The sequence below is a fragment of the Polaromonas sp. P1_F4 genome (genome assembly GCF_056405675.1).
In genome coordinates this window covers 937,056-955,729 of sequence record NZ_JBFUBP010000001.1, presented here as the reverse complement: position 1 = coordinate 955,729, position 18,674 = coordinate 937,056, and the positions used below count along the sequence as shown (strand labels likewise).

At 63.2% G+C, this 18,674-nt stretch carries 20 protein-coding genes; 6 read left to right on the top strand and 14 right to left on the bottom strand.

Features of this window, described 5'->3' with window-relative positions; translation table 11 throughout:
* Nucleotides 1-29 precede the first annotated feature (29 nt).
* The gene (gene pobA, locus AC1DYQ_RS04510; RefSeq protein ID WP_477685743.1) at nt 30-1,199 is read left to right on the top strand and encodes a 4-hydroxybenzoate 3-monooxygenase; all 1,170 of its coding nucleotides are present in this window, start codon (nt 30-32) and stop codon (nt 1,197-1,199) included.
* A 27-nt stretch (nt 1,200-1,226) separates the two neighbouring features.
* Here the strand turns inward: pobA and AC1DYQ_RS04505 are convergent, their stop codons facing one another.
* Genes AC1DYQ_RS04505 through AC1DYQ_RS04490 form a run of 4 tightly spaced genes read right to left on the bottom strand, consistent with a single transcriptional unit; the run spans nt 1,227 to nt 2,630 of the window.
* Nucleotides 1,227-1,553 (bottom strand): TfoX/Sxy family protein, encoded by a 327-nt coding sequence (locus tag AC1DYQ_RS04505; protein ID WP_477685742.1) that lies wholly within the window; start codon nt 1,551-1,553, stop codon nt 1,227-1,229.
* A gap of 49 nt (nt 1,554-1,602) precedes the next feature.
* Nucleotides 1,603-1,803: a hypothetical protein gene (locus tag AC1DYQ_RS04500; RefSeq protein WP_477665938.1), complete on the bottom strand. Its 201-nt coding sequence runs from the start codon at nt 1,801-1,803 to the stop codon at nt 1,603-1,605.
* Between the two features lie 22 nt (nt 1,804-1,825).
* Nucleotides 1,826-2,041, bottom strand: coding sequence for a helix-turn-helix domain-containing protein (locus AC1DYQ_RS04495; protein WP_092127875.1), 216 nt, complete (start codon nt 2,039-2,041; stop codon nt 1,826-1,828).
* A gap of 19 nt (nt 2,042-2,060) precedes the next feature.
* The gene (locus AC1DYQ_RS04490; RefSeq protein WP_477665937.1) at nt 2,061-2,630 is read right to left on the bottom strand and encodes a DUF2975 domain-containing protein; all 570 of its coding nucleotides are present in this window, start codon (nt 2,628-2,630) and stop codon (nt 2,061-2,063) included.
* Between the two features lie 217 nt (nt 2,631-2,847).
* Between AC1DYQ_RS04490 and AC1DYQ_RS04485 the strand changes: the two genes are divergently transcribed.
* Complete coding sequence (locus AC1DYQ_RS04485; RefSeq protein ID WP_477685741.1) at nt 2,848-3,801, top strand: CoA transferase; 954 nt, start codon at nt 2,848-2,850, stop codon at nt 3,799-3,801.
* 76 nt (nt 3,802-3,877) lie between these two features.
* Here AC1DYQ_RS04485 and AC1DYQ_RS04480 read toward each other — a convergent pair whose 3' ends face one another.
* The 4 genes from AC1DYQ_RS04480 to AC1DYQ_RS04465 form a co-directional block, all read right to left on the bottom strand.
* Nucleotides 3,878-4,720 (bottom strand): hypothetical protein, encoded by an 843-nt coding sequence (locus tag AC1DYQ_RS04480; protein ID WP_477685740.1) that lies wholly within the window; start codon nt 4,718-4,720, stop codon nt 3,878-3,880.
* 152 nt (nt 4,721-4,872) lie between these two features.
* Nucleotides 4,873-5,418: an RNA polymerase sigma factor gene (locus AC1DYQ_RS04475; protein ID WP_477685866.1), complete on the bottom strand. Its 546-nt coding sequence runs from the start codon at nt 5,416-5,418 to the stop codon at nt 4,873-4,875.
* Entirely contained in the window at nt 5,418-5,633 is a 216-nt protein-coding gene (locus tag AC1DYQ_RS04470; RefSeq protein ID WP_477685739.1) for a YgaP family membrane protein, read from the bottom strand. The genes AC1DYQ_RS04475 and AC1DYQ_RS04470 overlap by 1 nt, the downstream gene beginning before the upstream one ends.
* A 275-nt stretch (nt 5,634-5,908) precedes the next feature.
* The gene (locus AC1DYQ_RS04465; RefSeq protein WP_457280723.1) at nt 5,909-8,308 is read right to left on the bottom strand and encodes a YgiQ family radical SAM protein; all 2,400 of its coding nucleotides are present in this window, start codon (nt 8,306-8,308) and stop codon (nt 5,909-5,911) included.
* Nucleotides 8,309-8,476: 168 nt separating this feature from the next.
* Between AC1DYQ_RS04465 and AC1DYQ_RS04460 the strand changes: the two genes are divergently transcribed.
* A complete protein-coding gene (locus AC1DYQ_RS04460) occupies nt 8,477-8,893 on the top strand; it encodes a DUF2784 domain-containing protein (protein WP_477685738.1) in 417 nt (138 codons plus the stop codon).
* Here AC1DYQ_RS04460 and AC1DYQ_RS04455 read toward each other — a convergent pair.
* The 6 genes from AC1DYQ_RS04455 to AC1DYQ_RS04430 all read right to left on the bottom strand — a co-directional run bounded on the left by AC1DYQ_RS04455 (nt 8,890) and on the right by AC1DYQ_RS04430 (nt 14,355).
* Entirely contained in the window at nt 8,890-9,234 is a 345-nt protein-coding gene (locus tag AC1DYQ_RS04455; protein ID WP_477685737.1) for an antibiotic biosynthesis monooxygenase family protein, read from the bottom strand. The genes AC1DYQ_RS04460 and AC1DYQ_RS04455 overlap by 4 nt on opposite strands.
* Nucleotides 9,231-10,427 carry a cytochrome P450 gene (locus AC1DYQ_RS04450; protein WP_477685736.1) on the bottom strand — a complete coding sequence of 399 codons (1,197 nt, stop codon included), beginning with the start codon at nt 10,425-10,427 and terminating at the stop codon, nt 9,231-9,233. The genes AC1DYQ_RS04455 and AC1DYQ_RS04450 overlap by 4 nt, the downstream gene beginning before the upstream one ends.
* Nucleotides 10,428-10,682: 255 nt before the next feature.
* The gene (gene fahA / locus AC1DYQ_RS04445; RefSeq protein ID WP_477685735.1) at nt 10,683-11,963 is read right to left on the bottom strand and encodes a fumarylacetoacetase; all 1,281 of its coding nucleotides are present in this window, start codon (nt 11,961-11,963) and stop codon (nt 10,683-10,685) included.
* A gap of 5 nt (nt 11,964-11,968) precedes the next feature.
* Nucleotides 11,969-13,273 carry a homogentisate 1,2-dioxygenase gene (hmgA, locus tag AC1DYQ_RS04440; RefSeq protein WP_477685734.1) on the bottom strand — a complete coding sequence of 435 codons (1,305 nt, stop codon included), beginning with the start codon at nt 13,271-13,273 and terminating at the stop codon, nt 11,969-11,971.
* Nucleotides 13,274-13,330: 57 nt separating this feature from the next.
* Nucleotides 13,331-13,789: a MarR family winged helix-turn-helix transcriptional regulator gene (locus AC1DYQ_RS04435; RefSeq protein ID WP_477685733.1), complete on the bottom strand. Its 459-nt coding sequence runs from the start codon at nt 13,787-13,789 to the stop codon at nt 13,331-13,333.
* A 104-nt stretch (nt 13,790-13,893) separates the two neighbouring features.
* Nucleotides 13,894-14,355 (bottom strand): CHRD domain-containing protein, encoded by a 462-nt coding sequence (locus AC1DYQ_RS04430; protein ID WP_477685732.1) that lies wholly within the window; start codon nt 14,353-14,355, stop codon nt 13,894-13,896.
* A 214-nt stretch (nt 14,356-14,569) separates the two neighbouring features.
* Here AC1DYQ_RS04430 and ku point away from each other — a divergent pair, with 214 nt between their 5' ends.
* From ku to AC1DYQ_RS04415, 3 genes are all read left to right on the top strand, one after another.
* Nucleotides 14,570-15,493: a non-homologous end joining protein Ku gene (gene ku / locus AC1DYQ_RS04425; RefSeq protein WP_457280715.1), complete on the top strand. Its 924-nt coding sequence runs from the start codon at nt 14,570-14,572 to the stop codon at nt 15,491-15,493.
* A gap of 24 nt (nt 15,494-15,517) precedes the next feature.
* Nucleotides 15,518-18,160 (top strand): DNA ligase D, encoded by a 2,643-nt coding sequence (ligD, locus tag AC1DYQ_RS04420; protein WP_477685731.1) that lies wholly within the window; start codon nt 15,518-15,520, stop codon nt 18,158-18,160.
* A 154-nt stretch (nt 18,161-18,314) separates the two neighbouring features.
* Nucleotides 18,315-18,587 carry a hypothetical protein gene (locus tag AC1DYQ_RS04415; protein WP_477685730.1) on the top strand — a complete coding sequence of 91 codons (273 nt, stop codon included), beginning with the start codon at nt 18,315-18,317 and terminating at the stop codon, nt 18,585-18,587.
* The last annotated feature ends 87 nt before the right edge of the window (nt 18,588-18,674 follow it).

Here is an 18,674-nt window from a genome sequence, read left to right as displayed (position 1 = left end):
CATTGCCCGACAAATTAAACGGAGACACCATGCGCGTACAGGTAGCCATCGTGGGCGGCGGCCCCGCCGGGCATTTGCTGGGCCAGCTGCTTTATAAGGCCGGCATCCATGCCATCGTGATTGAGCAGCGCAGCAAGGAATATGTGCTGGGACGCATACGCGCAGGCGTACTGGAGCAAGGTACCACCGACCTGCTCGACGAAGCCGGCGTAGGCGGCCGCATGCACAAAGAAGGGCTGGTGCACGGCGGCTTTGCCCTGGGCTTTGGCGGCGCCCATCACCGCATTGACATGCAGCAGCTTACAGGCGGCAAACAGGTGATGGTCTACGGCCAGACGGAAGTCACACGCGACCTGATGGACGCGCGCGCTGCAGCAGGCCTGGCAACTGCCTACGAAGCCGAAAACGTGAGCCTTCATGACTTTGATGGGCCACACCCCAAAGTGCGTTATGTGCAGCACGGCGTGGCGCACGAAGTGGAATGCGACTTCATCGCCGGTTGCGACGGCTTTCACGGCGTGAGCCGCGCCAGCGTGCCGGCCAATGCGCTGCAGACCTTTGAGCGCGTCTATCCCTTCGGGTGGCTGGGTGTGCTGTCAGAGACGCCGCCGGTTTCTCACGAACTCGTCTACAGCAACCATGCGCGTGGTTTTGCCCTTTGCAGCATGCGCAGCCACACCCGCAGCCGCTACTACGTGCAATGCCCGCTGGACGACAAGGTGGAGAACTGGAGCGACGACGCCTTCTGGGACGAGCTGCGCCGCCGCCTGGCGCCCGAGCTGGCGGAAAGCCTGGTCACAGGCCCTTCGATTGAAAAAAGCATTGCGCCGCTGCGCAGTTTTGTTGCCGAGCCCATGCGCTTCGGCCGCCTCTTCCTGGCAGGCGACGCGGCCCACATCGTGCCGCCCACGGGCGCCAAGGGTTTGAATCTGGCGGCCAGCGACGTCCGGTACCTGGCGCGCGCACTGGCTGAGTTTTATGCGGGCAGCGAGGCCGGCATCAACAGCTATTCAGATACCTGCCTGCGCCGCGTCTGGAAGGCTGTGCGTTTTTCCTGGTGGTTCACGTCACTCATGCACAAGTTTCCCGATGCAGGCGGCTTCGGGCAAAAGCTCCAGGAGGCCGAGCTGGATTACTTGATCCATTCACAGGCAGCTTCAACGGCGCTGGCCGAAAACTACGTGGGCTTGCCGCTTTAAGCCTGAACTTTTTCGGAGTGGCGTAAATCAGGCACCCGCTGCACCGATCGCCTGCCGGGCCCACACCAGCAACTGCGCCGGGTCATCGAGCAGCTCCGCAGGCGCGGCATAGTACTTGCGCACCTGCACCACACCGTTCTTTGTTGAGTAGCTGAAGGGTTTGGAGCCCTTCTTCTCATACGCCGGCCGCGAGGCGTCGTCCACCCGGAAGTACAGGGTGTTGCCCATGACCATGGCGAACTGCTTTCCACCGTGCTTCATCGCATGGCCGCCAAAGAACTTTCCATCGCGGATATCTCCCAATGGCACCAGCAGCTCCTGCACATAACGGACAAATTCGGCGCTGGCGCTCATGTTGCCCGCCCAGCTGCGGAGATTTTTTTCTTGAATTTCATGAAGATCATTATGGCGACGGACGCCTGCCGCCCGTCAGGCATTGCGGATCATTGAAGGTGGCCGGATTGGCGCGGTCACAGGGAATGCTGCAATTGCCCGCGCCCCGGCAAGCCGATTTGACGGACTCCTTGGCGGTTTGTTCCCAGTTGATATCGGCGCAGGCGCTGAGCAGGGCGACCAGGGCCGCGGCGATGGCAAGACGTTTCATGAGAAAGCTCCGAAGCAGTGGATCAGGTGGTGTCGTCCGGCCGGGAAACCAGCAGGTCCCCCGGCTGGCAGTCGAGAAACTCGCAAATGCGCATCAGCGTGTCAAAGCGCACGCCCTTGACCTTGCCCTGCTTGAGCAAGGACAGGTTGGCTTCGGTGATGCCGACATACGCGGCCAGGTCTTTGGACCTGGCCTTGCGTTCAGACAGCATCACATCGAGTTTGACGACGATGGGCATGCGGTGAGCGGCGAAAGAGTCAGACGAACTGCGCGTTCTCTTCGGCCAGTGCCACTGCCCGCGCCATCACGGCGGCGATTTGCCAGACCATGCCGGCAAACAGCAGCGTCAGCAGTTCATTGCTGCCCATGCCCAGGGACAGCGCACGTTGGCCGGCCGGTGCACCCGATGTCAGCACCAGGGTGATCAGCGTTGAAGACACCACGCTGGCCACCACCGACGCAAAAATGCCGGCGGCAAAACCGCGAAGATATTTGACAGTGCGCACACTGAAATATTCGGCCTGCGAAAAGCCGGAGAAGCAGCGCATGGCGCACACCAGCCCGTACGACGCGCAGCACACCGGCAGCACGCCCAGCAAGGCGGCAAAACTTTTTTGGGCCAGCGTGACATCAAGCGCCGCGGCTTGCGACGCCGACAACACAACCCCGGCGCGCAACAGCAGGCTTTCAACGGGCGTACTGAGCAGGTGGTAAGCCACCGCCAGCGGCAATGCCACCGCCAGCAAGGCACAAGCCCAGGCCAGCACGCTGCTAATACCCTGGACATCCGGCCCGGCGGGGGCCATGGGAGTTGCCGTATTTTTCAAGGGAGCACCTCTTTGCCTTGTTTAAAGGCCTCCAGTGTCTCAAAATAATTACTGTAAAACAATAATTAATAGTCATAAAACAGAAATTTTCTTCTTCGCCAGCCAGCCGGCTAGGACACCTGTGAAGCCGCCGCTCAAGGGTTTGAGGTAAATTGACCCCACAACCGCCCGGTGCCCGACGCTTTGCGGCCCCTGCCCGTTCACAGTGACCTCCTCCATGCCGCCCTCACCCTCCAAACCCGCCCCCGCCCGCAAAACAGCCTCCACCGCCACGGCAGTCCAGCCGATGCAGTCACTCAAGGGTGTGCGGGTGCTGAGCCTGGCGCTCAACCTGCCGGGCCCGGCCGCCCTGATGCGCTGCCGCGAAATGGGCGCCCGCTGCGTGAAGCTGGAACCACCGCCGCACGAAGGCGCGCCGGCCGGCGCATCGGGTGACCCGATGAAGCTCTACAACCCCACCGCCTATGCAACCCTGCATGCGGGTGTGCGCACCGCCACAGCCGACCTGAAAACCGGACGCGGCCAGGCGCTGCTGCACCGCGAACTGGCCAAAACCGACGTGCTGCTCACGTCGTTCAGGCCGGCGGCGCTGGCCAAGCTGGGACTGACATGGAAAGCGCTGCACAAACAGCATCCGCACCTGAGCCAGGTCGCCATCGTCGGCAGCCCGGGGGAACGGGCTGACGAGCCGGGCCACGACCTCACCTATCTGGCCCAGAACGACCTGATCACCGGTGTGGACCTGCCTGCCACGCTGTACGCCGACATGGGCGGCTCACTGATGGCCAGCGCAGCCGTGCTGCAGGCCGTGATGCACCAGCGGGCGAAGGGCAAGGGTGTCTTTCTTGAAGTGGCCCTTTCCGGCGCGGCGGCTTACCTGGCCCTGCCCCGCGCCTGGGGGCTGACCCAGCCCGGTGCTGCGGTGGGCGGCGGGCATGCGGGCTACCGCGTGTACCGTTGCAAGGACGGACGCGTGGCGCTCGCCGCGCTGGAGCCGCACTTTGCCGCGAGCCTGTGCGCAGCAGCCGGCGTGGCGGCCTCCAGCATGAAGGCCATGTTTGCGCCCGCCACACATGCGGCGATTGAAGCCTGGCTTCTGGGCAAGACGCGCAAGGAGCTGGACAAGCTGGCGCAGGACAAGGACATCCCGCTGCAGTCGCTATCAAATTAGGAGCTGCTCGCGCTCGTCCTTATTGGGCGAAGGGCCGATTTGATGCATAAACCGGATGCGCCGGCGCCTTCACGCATCAATACAGGGTGGAGGCTGCCGGCAGCCTTTGCCAGCGCTGCCCCAGCAACACCTGCCTGACGAAGCCATACAGGGCCCACAAAAGCAGCAAGGGGATCACCAGCGTCTGCAGCACAAAAATCACGATGAGCCGGACGATGTGCTCGGTGGCCTGCTCTGCGGCCCGCTTGAGGTTCTCGAAGTGTTTTGTCACGTCGCCGTTCTTTGCCAGCCAGTCTTTCAGGCTGTCCACCAGGCCGCGGTTGTCAGGTGCTGCAGCAGCCGGGGAATTGAGTTGGCTGGCCGTACCGGTGGCGCTGTCGATCAATTGCTGGCTGGCGGCGTAGTCAGTTGCCAGGAATTTTTGCCACAGCAGGTCGGTACCCAAGGTGACCACCGGAACCGCAAAGCGCAGCATCAGCAAAATCACCAGCAACCTTGAGAGCCACAAAGGCACCTGCGGCCTGCGCAGGTAACACCACCACCAGCCCAGCACAGTGGCACTCAGCGCCAGCGATACCGGCCAGTAGCTGCCGATACTGATCAAGGCTTTCTGAACGCCGAAAGCAACACTGGCCGCCAGCATCAAATGCGAAAACTGCTCCACCAGGTCGTTGACGGGATCCAGGATTTGCCCGGGTGCAAACGTGACACCCACGCCGAAAGGCTGCACCGACGCTTCGGTCCCCTGCGCCACCGAAATCACGCCGTTGAGCAGCCTGGCCGTGGCAAAACTCAGCAGCGCCCTTTTCAGGCCGGCATCCACCTGCCGCATGGCGGGCGCATCCAGCGGCGCCAGCCAGGCACAGGCCAGCACGGCGGCCATGGTGAAAGCGGCAAGTGCTTTGCGGGCAATGTCCATGGTGTCTCCAGAAGGTGTGAATGAAGCCAGGGCCAGTAGAAGGTCTGAGGCCTGGCGGCTTGCCTCTACTTATCTTGCCAGAGAACCACATCACATGCGGGCGTAACTACCCTCTTCTGCTGGCTACAAGAAGTCCATGACGTAAAACCGCGTCATGCGCCGGTCTTCTCGCGCGTAGCTCCATCAGGCCGCAGGTATTCACGCACCATGGCACGCGCCCGGTGGATGCGGCTTTTGGTGGCTTCGCGGGTGAGCTGCAGGCGCTGCGCGATCTCGGTGATGGTGAGCTGCTCCATGTCGCGCAACAGCACCACCTCGCGGTACATCAGCGGGAGGGATTCCAGCGCACGGACCAGGTCGATGCGCAGTTCGTCCTGCGGCATCTGCGCGAAGTACTGACCCTCGTCGTGGTCGGAAAGCGCCTGGGTGCCGCGCATCAGCGCAAGCGCCGGCAGCATGCACAGCCGCGCGACGATTCTGAACATCCAGCCGGCCACCGCACCAGCGTCGCGCACGGTGCCGACGCGGCGGTAGATGATGATGAGCGCCTCCTGCACCACGTCTTCGATAGCAGAGCCGCGGTGGCACTGATAGCGGGCGTAGCGGCGGGCATCGGGCTGAAGCTGCCGAAGCAGCGAAGCCAGCGCGGCCGGGTCACCGGCCTGCGCTGCGGCAAAAAGGGCCGTTTCAATGACCATCACCAAGGGCCCGGCTTTTCCAGCCTGCGACCCACCATGGCGCAAGTCGGGCAAAAACCAAACAGCCCGGTCAGCACTGCGACCACGCCGGCGCAGGCCGCGAGCAAACCAAGCGGCGTCACACCCAGCACCAGCAGGCCGCAGACGGCCATCAAGGCACCGGACACGCCACGCGCCCAACGCTCTTTGGGCCCCACATTTTTTCGATAGAACATGAAATCTCCTTTGGCTGCCGTCAAAAACGCGGCATCGCTGCAAGGAGGGGTCATGCGGGCAAAAGGATTCACGTTGGGGAAATATTGTTGGAATATTGTTGGAATAAAGCACCCGCCAGGCTTGGCCGGGCGCGCCAAAGCTGCTGGTGCGCGCACGCAGTCGCTATCAATTCAATAGCTGCTTGCGCCCATTCTTATTGGGCGCAAAGCCAATTTCACTCGTAAAAAAGGCCCCATCGGAGCCTTTTTTCTCGAAATATCTGCTTTGGCAGCGCCTAGCGGCCTTTACGGCCCCCGGGCTTGCCACCGGCGCCCTGTGCCAGCGGCGGCAAACCCGTGTGGCGCGTCAGCAGGCGCCCCTTGACCACCGGCGAAGCTTTCACCGTGGTGGCCGTGCCGGTCGAGTTCTTGCGCCGCGCGCTGGTATAGCTGCCGTCGGTCATCGGCTGGAAGGTCGGGATCAAATGGTGCTTGCCGTTGCCGATCAAATCAGCGCGGCCCATAGCTTTGAGCGCCTCGCGCAGCACCGGCCAGTTGTTGGGGTCGTGGTAGCGCAAAAAGGCCTTGTGCAGGCGCCGGCGGCGCTCACCGCGCACGATGTCCACCGTCTCGCTGTCGCGCGTGATCTTGCGCAGCGGGTTCTTGTTGGTGTGGTACATCGTCGTGGCCGTGGCCATCGGGCTCGGGTAAAACGTCTGCACCTGGTCGGCCCTGAAGCCGTTTTTCTTGAGCCAGATCGCCAGGTTCATCATGTCTTCGTCGCTGGTGCCCGGGTGGGCGGCGATGAAGTACGGAATCAAAAACTGCTTCTTGCCGGCTTCGAGGCTGTACTTGTCGAACATCTGCTTGAACTTGTCATAGCTGCCGATGCCCGGCTTCATCATCTTGGTGAGCGGGCCCTGCTCGGTGTGCTCGGGCGCGATCTTGAGGTAGCCGCCCACGTGATGGCTGACAAGCTCCTTCACGTACTCAGGGCTTTGCACGGCCAGGTCGTAGCGCAGGCCCGAGCTGATGAGAATCTTCTTCACGCCCTTCAAGGCCCGCGCGCGGCGGTACATCTTGATGAGTGGGTTGTGGTCGGTGTTGAGGTTGGAGCAAATGCCCGGATACACGCAGCTCGGCTTGCGGCAGGCGGCTTCGATTTCGGGCGACTTGCAGCCGATACGGTACATGTTGGCGGTGGGGCCGCCCAGGTCGGAGATCGCGCCGGTAAAGCCCTTGACGGTGTCACGGATCGCCTCGATCTCGCGGATGACAGAGTCTTCGGAGCGGCTCTGGATGATGCGGCCTTCGTGCTCGGTGATGGAGCAGAAAGTGCAGCCGCCAAAGCAGCCGCGCATGATGTTGACGCTAAAGCGGATCATCTCCCACGCCGGGATCTTGGTGGCGCCGTCATGGCTGCCGTTTTCGTCGGCATAGCGCGGATGCGGCGAGCGTGCATAGGGCAAGTCGAACACGTAGTCCATCTCGGCGGTGGTCAGCGGGATGGGCGGCGGTGTGATCCATACATCGCGCGCGGTGGCGCCGTCGCCATGGGCCTGAACCAGGGCGCGTGCGTTGCCGGGGTTCGTCTCAAGGTGCAGCACGCGGTTGGCGTGGGCATACAGCACCGCATCGCTCTTGACCTGCTCGTAAGACGGCAGGCGGATCACGGATCGGTCGCGCGGGGGAACCTTGATCTTGCCCTGCGCAGTGTGCACTGTGGACGGCAGATTCGGGTTGGCGACGAAAGTCAGCGGCTTGATGGCCGGGTTGGCCGCGGCGGCGGGCTTGACGGCCTTGGCGAGCACAGGCGAGCCTTTTGCTTCCGCCTCAACCGCCACTTCAGCGGCTTCATCTTCCCGCGCGCAAGTAGCGCCCTGCTCCCGCGCCTGGTCGGAAATCATCAGATACGGGTTGACATGCGCTTCGACCCGGCCCGGTGCATCCACGCTGGTGGAATCGATTTCAAACCAGCCGTTGGCGGTTTCGTCGCCGCTGCGGCGGATGAAGGCCGTGCCGCGCACGTCGGTGATGCTGGCGACTGGCTCTTTGGCGGCCAGGCGGTGGGCGATTTCGACTATCGCGCGTTCGGCATTGCCGTACAGCAACAGGTCGCATTTCGCATCGACCACCACGCTGCGGCGAACTTTGTCGGACCAGTAGTCGTAATGCGCGATGCGGCGCAGCGAACCTTCAATGCCGCCCAGGATGATAGGCACGTCTTTGTAGGCTTCGCGGCAGCGCTGTGAATACACCAGCGCCGCGCGGTCGGGGCGTTTGCCGCCGATGTCGCCGGGGGTGTAGGCGTCATCACTGCGGATCTTGTGGTCCGCCGTGTAACGATTGATCATCGAGTCCATGTTGCCGGCGGTCACGCCGAAGAACAGGTTGGGCTTGCCCAGCACGCGGAAGGGTTCGGCGCTTTGCCAGTCGGGCTGGGCGATGATGCCGACGCGAAAGCCTTGCGCCTCCAGCATGCGGCCAATGACGGCCATACCGAAGCTCGGGTGGTCTACATAGGCGTCGCCGGTGACGATGATGATGTCGCAGCTGTCCCAGCCGAGCGCGTCCATTTCGGCCCGCGTGGTGGGCAGAAATTTGGCCGTGCCAAAGCGGGCCGCCCAGTACTTGCGGTAACTGGTGAGCGGCTTGGCGGCGCGCGCAAAGAAGGAGACGTCGACGGGGGCGTTCATGGAGGGTTTGGGGTAACCCTCCATTGTAAGGTTTACCCTGAGTTTTGCCTCTTTATTCGGCATTTAAGCCCTACAAACACCTCTCAATGCACGATTGGCGCGTTTAAAGTGGCCGCGTGGCCACGAACAGCCGCGAATAAACACGCTTTACTGACTCCTCACACACCCATGAGCCCTTTCACCGCTGCCCTGCTAGCAGACTCGATCCTGGTGTTGCACGTCGCTATCGTCGCCTTTGCCGTGCTCGGCCAACTGCTGTTCATGGCAGGCGGCTGGCGCGGTTGGGTCTGGGTTCGCGCGCCGTGGGTCAGGCTCACGCATCTGGCGCTGATCGGCTTTGTGGTGGCGCAAAGCTGGCTGGGCGAGATCTGCCCGCTCACCATTTGGGAACAGGCCCTGAGGCAGCTGGCCGGGCAAGCCAGTTATGGCGGCTCCTTCATTGAGCACTGGCTGTCGCGGCTGATCTTCTTCAACGCGCCGGCGTGGGTGTTCATGGTGGCCTATACCGGATTCGGCCTGCTGGTGTTGCTGAGCTGGTGGTGGTGGCCGCCCCGCTGGAAGCGCGCCAGGCCCCGCAGCGCCTAGCCGTGCTGCTCGCGGCTGTCCGCCGGCGCCTCGTCCCGTTCGTTCAGCCCGTAGTCGCGCAGCACATGGGCCACACGCAGGCGGTAGTTTTCAAACACGCCACCGCGCCCGCGGCTTTGCGCCTTGCGGTGGGACTCGAGACGGCGCCATTCCATCACGGCGGCTTCGTCCCTGAAGAATGAGAGCGATAGCAGCTTGCCCGGGTTGCTCAGGCTTTGAAAACGTTCGACGGAAATAAAGCCGTCTATTTGCTCGAGCTGCGGCTTGAGCGCAGCAGCAATATCGAGATAGGTCTGCATGTTGCCTTTAGCGGGCTGCACTTCAAAAATGATGGCGATCATGTGGAGCTTTCAGTCGTGGTATCCATCAGAAAAAACGGGATGCGGGCGTTCATGGAAGGCCGGTAGTGCCAGCCTCCCGGTTTCGGCAACTGCAGCTTGCCTGAATCCAGCAAGGCCTTGACCGCCGCGGCAGCGACGGTGCAGGCCAGCGTCTGCCCCGGACATTGGTGCGCTCCCCACCCAAAGCCGGGCACCTCACGGCTTGCGCGGTCCAGCAAAAACCGGTCGGGCTCCGGGTTGCACAAAGGATCACGGCCGGCAGCCGCCAGAACCACCAGGATGGCATCGCCCGCCTTCAGGGAAACCCCCGCCACCTCCGTTGCCTCTGCCACAAAACGGCGCGTGTTGTGGATGGACGGGTCGTGGCGGCTGACCTCGTTCACCATCTGAAGCAGCTTGCCCGGATCCTGCCCCACGGCTTCGGCCAGGCCCGGCTGCGTGGCCAGGGCCACCAGGCTGTTCCCGACAAGTCCGGCAGTCGCCTCGCAGGTCTGCGACAGCAGGCCGACCAGGTTGGCGAGCAACGCTGCGGCGTCATTCCAACCCACCTTCTGCGCTTCCAGCCGGACACGGGCGACGGCGCTCTCCGGGCTTGCGTCTGCCTGCACCAGCGCCGAGAACCTTGCCAGCAAGGCCGCTGCAGCATCACCCGCCGCAGCTAACTGCTCCGGCGTGCTGAGCGGCGAGAGGCACGCCACAAAGTCGCGCGTCCAGCCTGCAACAAGCGGCAGTTCGGCCTGCGCAAAACCCAGGGCATCAGCGACTGCCATCACCGGCACATCAAAAACCCACTGCGACAACGCCGCTCCGCGCAGGGGTTCGCCACCCATGGCCTTCGCCGCAATCAACCCGGTGTGCTCGCCAACACGGTCCAGATCCAGCGCGGCCAGGAAACGCTGCAAGGCCAGTTTGGGTGCGTCGTGCCGGAGGCCGTCGTTCATGCGAACCAGGTGGCCGAACACCTCACCCGCCGCCGACCCGACGATGGCCTGCGGCACGGGCTCAGCCACCGGCCTCACACGGCATGCCGGGTTGCCCAGCACGGCATTGACCGCGGCCGCACTGGTGGCGATCCAGAGCTTGCACGGTGCGTCAAACACCAGCGGGGGGCCTGCCACGAGCGCGGCGTAATAAGGATAGGGGTTGGGGTGGCTGGGCGCTGCGAGGATGTTGTCGGGGTGCATGGGCGTCATTTTTGCCCAGATGGCTGGCGTGATGCTTCGTTGCCGGTCGAAGTATCAGCAGCAGCCCATTGGAAAGTCTTGCCAAGGGGCGAGGCAGAAGCCGGGCTGAAACGGGAGCTAAAAGAGACTCAAGGCCGCTTTTGTGCATTGAAACCCGCCTCACGGCCCCAAAACCGTGTTTTTACCTATGAAAAGAGCCTGTAGCCCTTATACATCGGGCGCAAGTTGCTATTAAATTAATAGCGAATCACTCTCCTTCAGGCTTCACTGCGGCCGCCTGGCCGGCAGCACCTGCCCACGGCATTCGCCAAAACCAATGCGGCGGAAGCCTTCGCGCACGCAGCTTGCACGCAGGATGACGGCGTCCCCGTCCTGCAGGAAGGTGCGCCTTTCGCCATTGGTTAAGGTCAACGCATTCTTGCCGCCCGAGCTCAGCTCCAGCAACGAGCCGGCCTGTTCCGGCGCCGGGCCTGACAGCGTGCCCGAGCCCAGCAAATCGCCGGGCTGCAGGTTGCAGCCGTTGACGGTGTGGTGCGTGAGCAGCTGCGCCACCGTCCAGTAGGCGTCACGAAAGTTCGACTGCGACAGGCGCTCGGGGCCCCGGCCGGCTTCCCGCATGGCCTGCGTCTCTATCCACACTTCCAGCGCCACATCCATACCGCCCAGGCGGCGGTTGCCTTCCGAGTCCAGGTACGGCAAGGGCTGGGGGTCGCCTTCGGGCCGCACGAACGGTGCGCGAAACGGCGCCAGCGCCTCCATCGTGACGACCCACGGCGAGAGGGTGCTGGCAAAGTTTTTGGACAGGAACGGGCCGAGCGGCTGGTATTCCCAGGCCTGCACGTCACGCGCCGACCAGTCGTTCAGCAGCACCATGCCAAAGGCATGTGCTTCAGCCTGAGCCATGGCGATGGGTTCGCCCAGCGCGTTGCCCTGCCCTACCAGCACGCCGAGTTCAAGTTCGTAGTCGAGTCGCTGGGTGGGTCGCAGCGCGGGCGCCGCGTCGTCCGGGCCTTTGGTCTGGCCCATCGGGCGGGGAAAGGCCTGGCCGCTCACGCCGATAGACGACGCGCGGCCGTGGTAGCCGATCGGCACCCACTTGTAGTTGGGCAGCAGCGGTGCGTCGGGGCGAAACAGCTTGCCGACGGTGGTGGCGTGGTGGATGCCGGTGTAGAAATCGGTGTAGTCGCCGATGCGGCAAGGCAGGTGCAGGGTGACCGAATCCTGGGGGGACAAAAAGTTCTTCCACTCGGCTTGCTTTGAGCTGCCCTCTGCGAGGCCTCGCGAGATCGCCGCTCTCAGCGCGCTCGTTGTCGCCGGGCTTTGGGCCATCAACTCATTCATGTCACCGGTATCGAGCAGCCCGGCCGCCCGAACATCCAGCACCTGGTCGCCAATGGCCACGCCAATCTTCCGCACCGCGTCCGGCCCATGGCTGTAGGTGCCAAAAGGCAGGTTCTGGATCGGAAAGTCTGTTCCCGCGTCATTCGCAGATGCGACCCAGCTGCGCAGTTGCGCGTCGTGGGTGGCGTTGAGTAATTCGTTCATGCGCGTCAGCCCTTGAACTGGTCTTTGAGCCCGGCCCAACAATTGCTGTAGCCGGCATCCAGCGCTCCGCCTTCCATCGCATAGGCTGTGGGAATAAAGCGGTAGCGGCTTTCAAACATGAAGGCCAGCGTGTTGTCCAGCTTGTGCGGCGCCAGCGGGGCCGTGCTGGCTTTCTCAAAGGCTTCGGTGTCTGGGCCGTGCGGCACCATGCAGTTGTGCAGCGATGCGCCGCCGGGCTTGAAGCCTTCGGGCTTGGCGTCGTACTGGCCATAAACCAGGCCCATGAATTCGCTCATGAGGTTGCGGTGGTACCAGGGCGGGCGGAAGGTGTTCTCGGCCACCAGCCAGCGTGGCGGAAAGATCACGAAGTCGCAGTTGGCCGTGCCCACTGTGTCCGAGGGCGAGGTCAGCACGGTGAAGATGGACGGGTCCGGATGGTCATAGCTGATGGAGCCGATGGTCATGAAATGGGCCGTGTCGTACTTGTAGGGCACCAGGTTGCCGTGCCAGGCCACCACATTGAAGGGGCTGGCCGCTTGCCTGGCCGACCACAGGCGGCCGCCGAATTTCTTGACGATCTCAAAGCCGCCCTTGGGCGCAGGCGCGCTGTCGAACGCCGCCGTAGGCGCCAGGAAGTCACGCGCATTGGCCAGGCCGTTGGAGCCGATCGGACCGAGTTCCGGCAGGCGAAAGTGCGCGCCGTAGTTTTCGCAGACGTAGCCGCGCGATGCGCCGTCTGGCAAGGTCACGCTGAAGGCCATGCCGCGCGGCACCACCACGATTTCACCGGGCTTGACATCCAGGACGCCCAGCTCGGTCGTCACCACCAGCCGGCCCTGCTGCGGGACAAGCAGCATCTCGCCGTCGGCATTCACGAGCGCGCGCCCCTGCATGGAGCGGTCGGCGACATACACGTGCGCGGCCATGCCAGTCTGCGCTTCAACGTCGCCGTTGGCCGCCACAGTGCGGATGCCATCGACGAAGTCCAGCGACCCGGATGGAATCGCAAACGGATTCCAGCGCAGGGGTTCCGGCGGCACGGCAACGCCGCCTGCAGCCCCTGTCGTCCACTGCGCCTGGCCATAAGGCTTGTAGCCGCCCGCCATCACGGAAGGCTGGCGGCGGTACATCCAGGTGCGGCGGTTTTCGGCGCGCGGCGCTGTGAAAGCGGTGCCGGAAATGAGCTCGGTGTACAGGTCGTGCGGCGCGCGTTGCGGGCTGTTGCGCCCCTGCGGCAGCGCGCCCGCAACGGCCTCGCTGGCAAATTCATTGCCAAAGCCGGACTGGTAGCGCAAGGTGTTTGAGGTCATGGATGCTTCTTTCGGTCTCGCGTGTCAATTCACGGATTCATTCAGAGGTTAGAGCCATCAAGCTTCGGCATCGGCAGGCTCATCGCCGCGGTCCCTGGCCTTTTCGATCAGCCGGTCGAAAAACTCGCTGAGCTGGTTGCGCTCGGCTGCACTCAGCACACCAAAAATATCCTGGTTGCGCTGGCCCACCACCTGCATGGTGCGCTGCCAGGCCTTCCGGCCCTTTGGGGTAAGTGTCAGCACCACGCCGCGCCCGTCCGTCGGGCTGGCGGCCTTGACCACCAGTCCCTGATCGACCAGGGACTGGGCCGCACGGCTGGCCTGGCCTTTGTTCAGATTGGCTTTTTGCGCGAGGTCGTTCACCGACAGTGGTGCGAATGTGCCCACGGCAGTGAGGCAACGGGCATCACTCATCGACAGGCGCGCGTCCGCCACATAAGCACGCTGGCTTTCAATGTCCGTCAGCTTGTGCAGAAGGTGCAGGCGATAGGTCAGGGTTCTGTCGAGCTTGATCATGTAGCGACCGGGTAAATTTATGGTTGCGCCCGCAACTATAAACCAATCCGGTTGCGCCCGCAACCATCTATCAAGGCCGGCCCGGGGGGCCTCTTCAGAAGGCCCTAGTTACGCACCATCGTCATCTGGCCGCGCACTTCCCCTGCGGGATAAGCAGCTGTGTGGATGTTCGCGTACCAGCGGCCCGCCATCAGGTCGGCGGCCTGGGCGGGCGTGAGTGTTGCGCTGCCGTCCATAGGGGTGCGGAGGGGGCTGGCCCACCCCAAAGCAACACCGGCGTTGGCGCCGATGGCGGCCGGGCCATGGAAGTGTCCCGCGGTCGCCGGGCCGGTCAGACGGGTGTAATTGACTTTCCAGCGAAGCAGGTTGGTGCTGGTGTCAAACACGGCATCGACCGAGCCGCTGCCGGTGCTGGCATTGGCGGGCACCTCATTGGCGCCGCGAAGCTGTGTGGTGAAGGCGACCAGGGGGGATTGCTTGTTCATCACGCCGCAGCCCGTGATGGCGGCAGCGGCTACGGCCATCGCGGCAAGGGAAACTCGGGTGGCGGTGCGGCGTGAAAGCATGGGTAGGCTCCTTGAAAAGTTGCAGCCGATTGTGCGTGCTGCACGCTGGTCAAACCCGTAGGACAAACCCCATGCGAACAGTCGGTTCCGGACGACGCCCGTACCCCATCGCACACCGACACGCCTGCGTGCGCGCGGGCCGGAGACTGGCCTGATCGTTGTCGCCTGCACTCCCTCAGGCCAGCCCGCAATCATCAGCAGAAAGACTCACACCATGGCATCGCGCGTTTTATGGAAAGGGGCCATCAGTTTCGGCCTGGTTCACATCCCCGTAGCGCTGCATTCGGCCACCTCGGAAAGCGGCATTGATTTCGACTGGCTGGACAAGCGCAGCATGGACCCTGTGGGTTACAAGCGCGTCAACAAGCGCACCGGCAAAGAGATCACCAAGGAAAACATCGTCAAAGGCGTCGAGTACGAAGACGGCCAGTACGTGGTGCTGTCTGAAGAAGAGATCAAGTCCGCCTACCCCAAGACCACGCAGACCATCGAGATCGAAAGCTTTGTGCCCAACACCGACATACCCTTTGTGTACCTCGAGCGCCCCTACTACGTCGCCCCTATCAACAAAGGCCAGAAAGTCTATGCATTGCTGCGCGACACCCTGCTGAAAACCCAGCGCGTGGGCATCGCCCGCGTAATCATCCAGACCAAGCAGCACCTGGCCGTGCTGGTGCCCTCGGGGCCTGCCTTGATATTGAACCTGTTGCGCTGGGGTGCAGACATACGGTCGCTGGAAGAGCTCAATCTGCCGCCCATAGGCGCCAAGGCCGCCGGCCTGACCGACAAGGAACTCGCCATGGCCAAACAGCTGGTGGACGACATGACCGGCAAGTGGAAGCCCGATCAGTTCACCGACTCCTTCAAGGACGACATCATGGCGCTGGTCAAGCGCAAGGCCAAAGCAGGCAAGTTGGAGAATGTGGTGCAGCCGGAGGAAGAAGAGACCGAAGGCCGCTCCAGCGCCAAGATCATCGATCTGACGGAATTGCTGCAGCGCAGCCTGCGTAAAGGCGGCGGCGACGGACCCAAAGCCAAGGCGGCAGCCACGACCAAGGCGTCCACCAAAACCCCGGCGCGCAAGAAAACCGCAGCCAAATCGCCCTCGCACGCGCCCGCAAGACGGCGCGCCGCCTGAGTTCCGGCCGCATGAGCCGACGACATGGGCGCCCGCGACCTGCTGAAAAACTACCGCGCCAAGCGTGACTTCGCGCGTACGCCGGAGCCCGCTCACGGCGGCGCCCGCTCGGATAAAGCCCTCAGCTTCGTCATCCAGAAGCACGACGCGAGCCGGCTGCACTACGACTTCCGTCTGGAGTTGCAAGGCACCCTCAAAAGCTGGGCCGTCCCCAAGGGCCCCAGCCTGGACCCGGCCGTCAAGCGCATGGGCGTGCATGTAGAAGACCACCCGCTTTCCTACGCCGGTTTTGAGGGCAGCATCCCGGCCAGACAATACGGAGCGGGCGACGTGATCGTGTGGGACCGCGGCTTGTGGACGCCGATCGGCGACCCGGTGAAGGGGTTCAAAAGCGGCAAGCTCAAGTTTGAACTGCATGGCGAAAAGCTCAAGGGCGGCTGGACCTTGGTGCGCATGCACGGGCGAGGCGACGAATCCCATGAACCCTGGCTGCTGATCAAAGAGCACGACGAGCATGCCCGCGCCGAAAAAGAGTTTGACGTACTCAAGGCGCTGCCCAACAGCGTGCTCTCGGGCAAGCCTCTGCCGCGCGATGCCACAGCCAGCACCGCCGTAAAGAAAGCGCTGACGGCGCCTGTCAAAAAAACCCGGGCCAAGGCACGCCCAAAACAAGCTGATGCAAGCATTCCCGAAGGCGCCATCAAGGCGAAGCTGCCCGAAACGCTCGCGCCGCAACTGGCCACGCTGGTCACGCGCCCGCCCGCCAGCCCCGAAGGCTGGGTTTATGAAATCAAATACGACGGTTACCGGTTGCTGGCGCGTATCGACGGCTCATCAGTTCGCCTTTTCACACGCAAGGGCAACGACTGGACCGACAAGCTTTCCAGGCTTGCCAAGGCTGTGGCTGCGCTGGAACTGCCTTCAGGCTGGATCGATGGCGAGATCGTGGTGATGAACGAACGCGGCGTCCCCGATTTCGGCGCGCTGCAAAACGCTTTCGACCATGCGAGTACGGCGGACATTCTTTACTACGTGTTCGATCTCCCATTTTTTGACGGGCTGGACCTGCGCCAGCTGCCGCTGGCCCAGCGCCGCGAAGCCCTGTGCACGCTCGTCACCCGCCACCCCCAGGACAGCATCCGCTTCAGCGACACATTTGAAGAAACGCCACAGGACCTGCTGGCCTCGGCCCGCCGGGTCGGGCTGGAGGGCGTGATCGGCAAACGCGTGGACTCGGCTTACGTGTCACGCCGCTCGCCGGACTGGATCAAGCTCAAAACCCAGTTGCGCCAGGAGTTCGTGATTGGGGGTTACACCGCACCCAAAGGCTCGCGCATCGGATTGGGCGCATTGATGCTGGGCGTCCACGATGAAGAAGGTGCGCTTCAATACGCCGGCAATGTCGGCACCGGCTTCAACGACGAGATGCTGGACACACTGAAAGCCCGGCTGGAAAAACTTCACACCGATCGCAGCCCGTTCGCAAAGCTGCCCGCCGGCGTCAAAGGCCAATGGGTCAAGCCGCGTTTGCTGGCCGAAGTGGCCTTTGGTGAATGGACCCATGGCGGCCATATCCGCCACTCCGTATTCCAGGGCCTGCGCACCGACAAACCCGCAACAAACATCCTCCGTGAAAAACCCGCCGTCCTGGAGCGCGGCAAGAAAGGCACTACCGTGAACCCCGCCAAAAAAACCTCCACCGAAAAACCTACCGCGAAGGGTAGCCTGAACGTCCCTGAAAAAAAGACCGCGAAGTCCGCCCCAGCAGCACTGAAGTCCCTGCGCATCACGCATGCAGACCGGGTGATCGACAGCAGCACCGGTTTTACCAAACAAAACGTGGTCGAGCACTACGCACAGGTCGCGGCGCTGATGCTGCCGCACCTCAAAGCCAGGCCCACCGCGCTGGTGCGCGCGCCTTCGGGCATAGGTGGTGAGCTGTTCTTCCAGAAGCATGCCGAAGCTACGTCAATTCCCGGCATCAACTTGCTGGACCCCGCGCTGGACCCCGGCCATGGTCCGCTGCTGGAAATTCCCTCCGCCGCCGCCCTGCTGGCGGCCGCGCAGATCAACGTGATCGAGTTCCATACCTGGAACGCCACCACGCGCGCCATCCACAAGCCCGACCGCATGACGTTCGACCTGGACCCGGGTGAAGGCGTTGCCTGGCCGCAGGTTCAGGAGGCCGCGCAGCTGGTGCGCGCTTTCCTTGACGAACTGAAGCTCGCGAATTTCCTGAAAACCAGCGGCGGCAAAGGCCTGCACGTGGTGGTGCCGCTCAAGCGGCAATACGATTTCGACACAGTGAAGGATTTTTCGCATGCCATCGTGATGCACCTGGCCGCCGTGATCCCCCAGCGCTTTGCCGCGAAGAGCGGCCCTAAAAACCGCATCGGCAAGATCTTTCCGGATTACCTGCGCAATGGATTTGGCGCCACCACCGTCGCGGCGTGGTCCATGCGTGCCCGGCCGGGCCTCGGCGTGTCCGTCCCTGTCAATTGGGATGAACTGGCCTCACTGACCGGCGGCGCACACTGGACGGCGCAAACCCTGGGCGGGCGCCTGGCCATCGGCAACCAGCCCTGGGAGACTTACGAGGCATCACGCAACGGGCTCACCGCCGCCATGAAACAAGTGGGCTTCAAGGCGCCACCGGCCGCGAAATAGCCCTCACGGCGGCCCTGCCTGGGTTGTCGTTGCACTCCTACAGACCGAAGGCCGATGGCCTGACACGCTGGTGAAGGGCTTGAGCCTAGATTCGCTTGGATAAAGAGTTCTGTTTGCCCGGCCTTATTCAAGGAATGAACCAGAAATGCTCACCATGAAGCAGCTCGATGAAATGGATTTGACGCTTTACCTGCAGACTGAAGGTCGGCGAATGGCCGCGGAGCTCCGAGGCAAGACACTGCCGGACGCAGAAAACCGGTCGCCCGCACCGCCTGACTCCTGTCCGCCCGCGGCTCGGCACCCCAGTGCCCACGGGCCCGCTCAACAGCAATGCGCGACCCCGGCCGCCAGCCAAAAGCCGGCACGCAGCCTGAGCGAGGCCTTGCAGCGCATGGGTGTGACGGGCTCACCTTCGCGCCGGGTGTAGGCATTCGCCGCGACTTGCGGCCCAAGGGCTGGCCCTGTTGCCGGCTGCGTCCTATTATTCAGACAGCGCCATAGAACGCACCTGGAG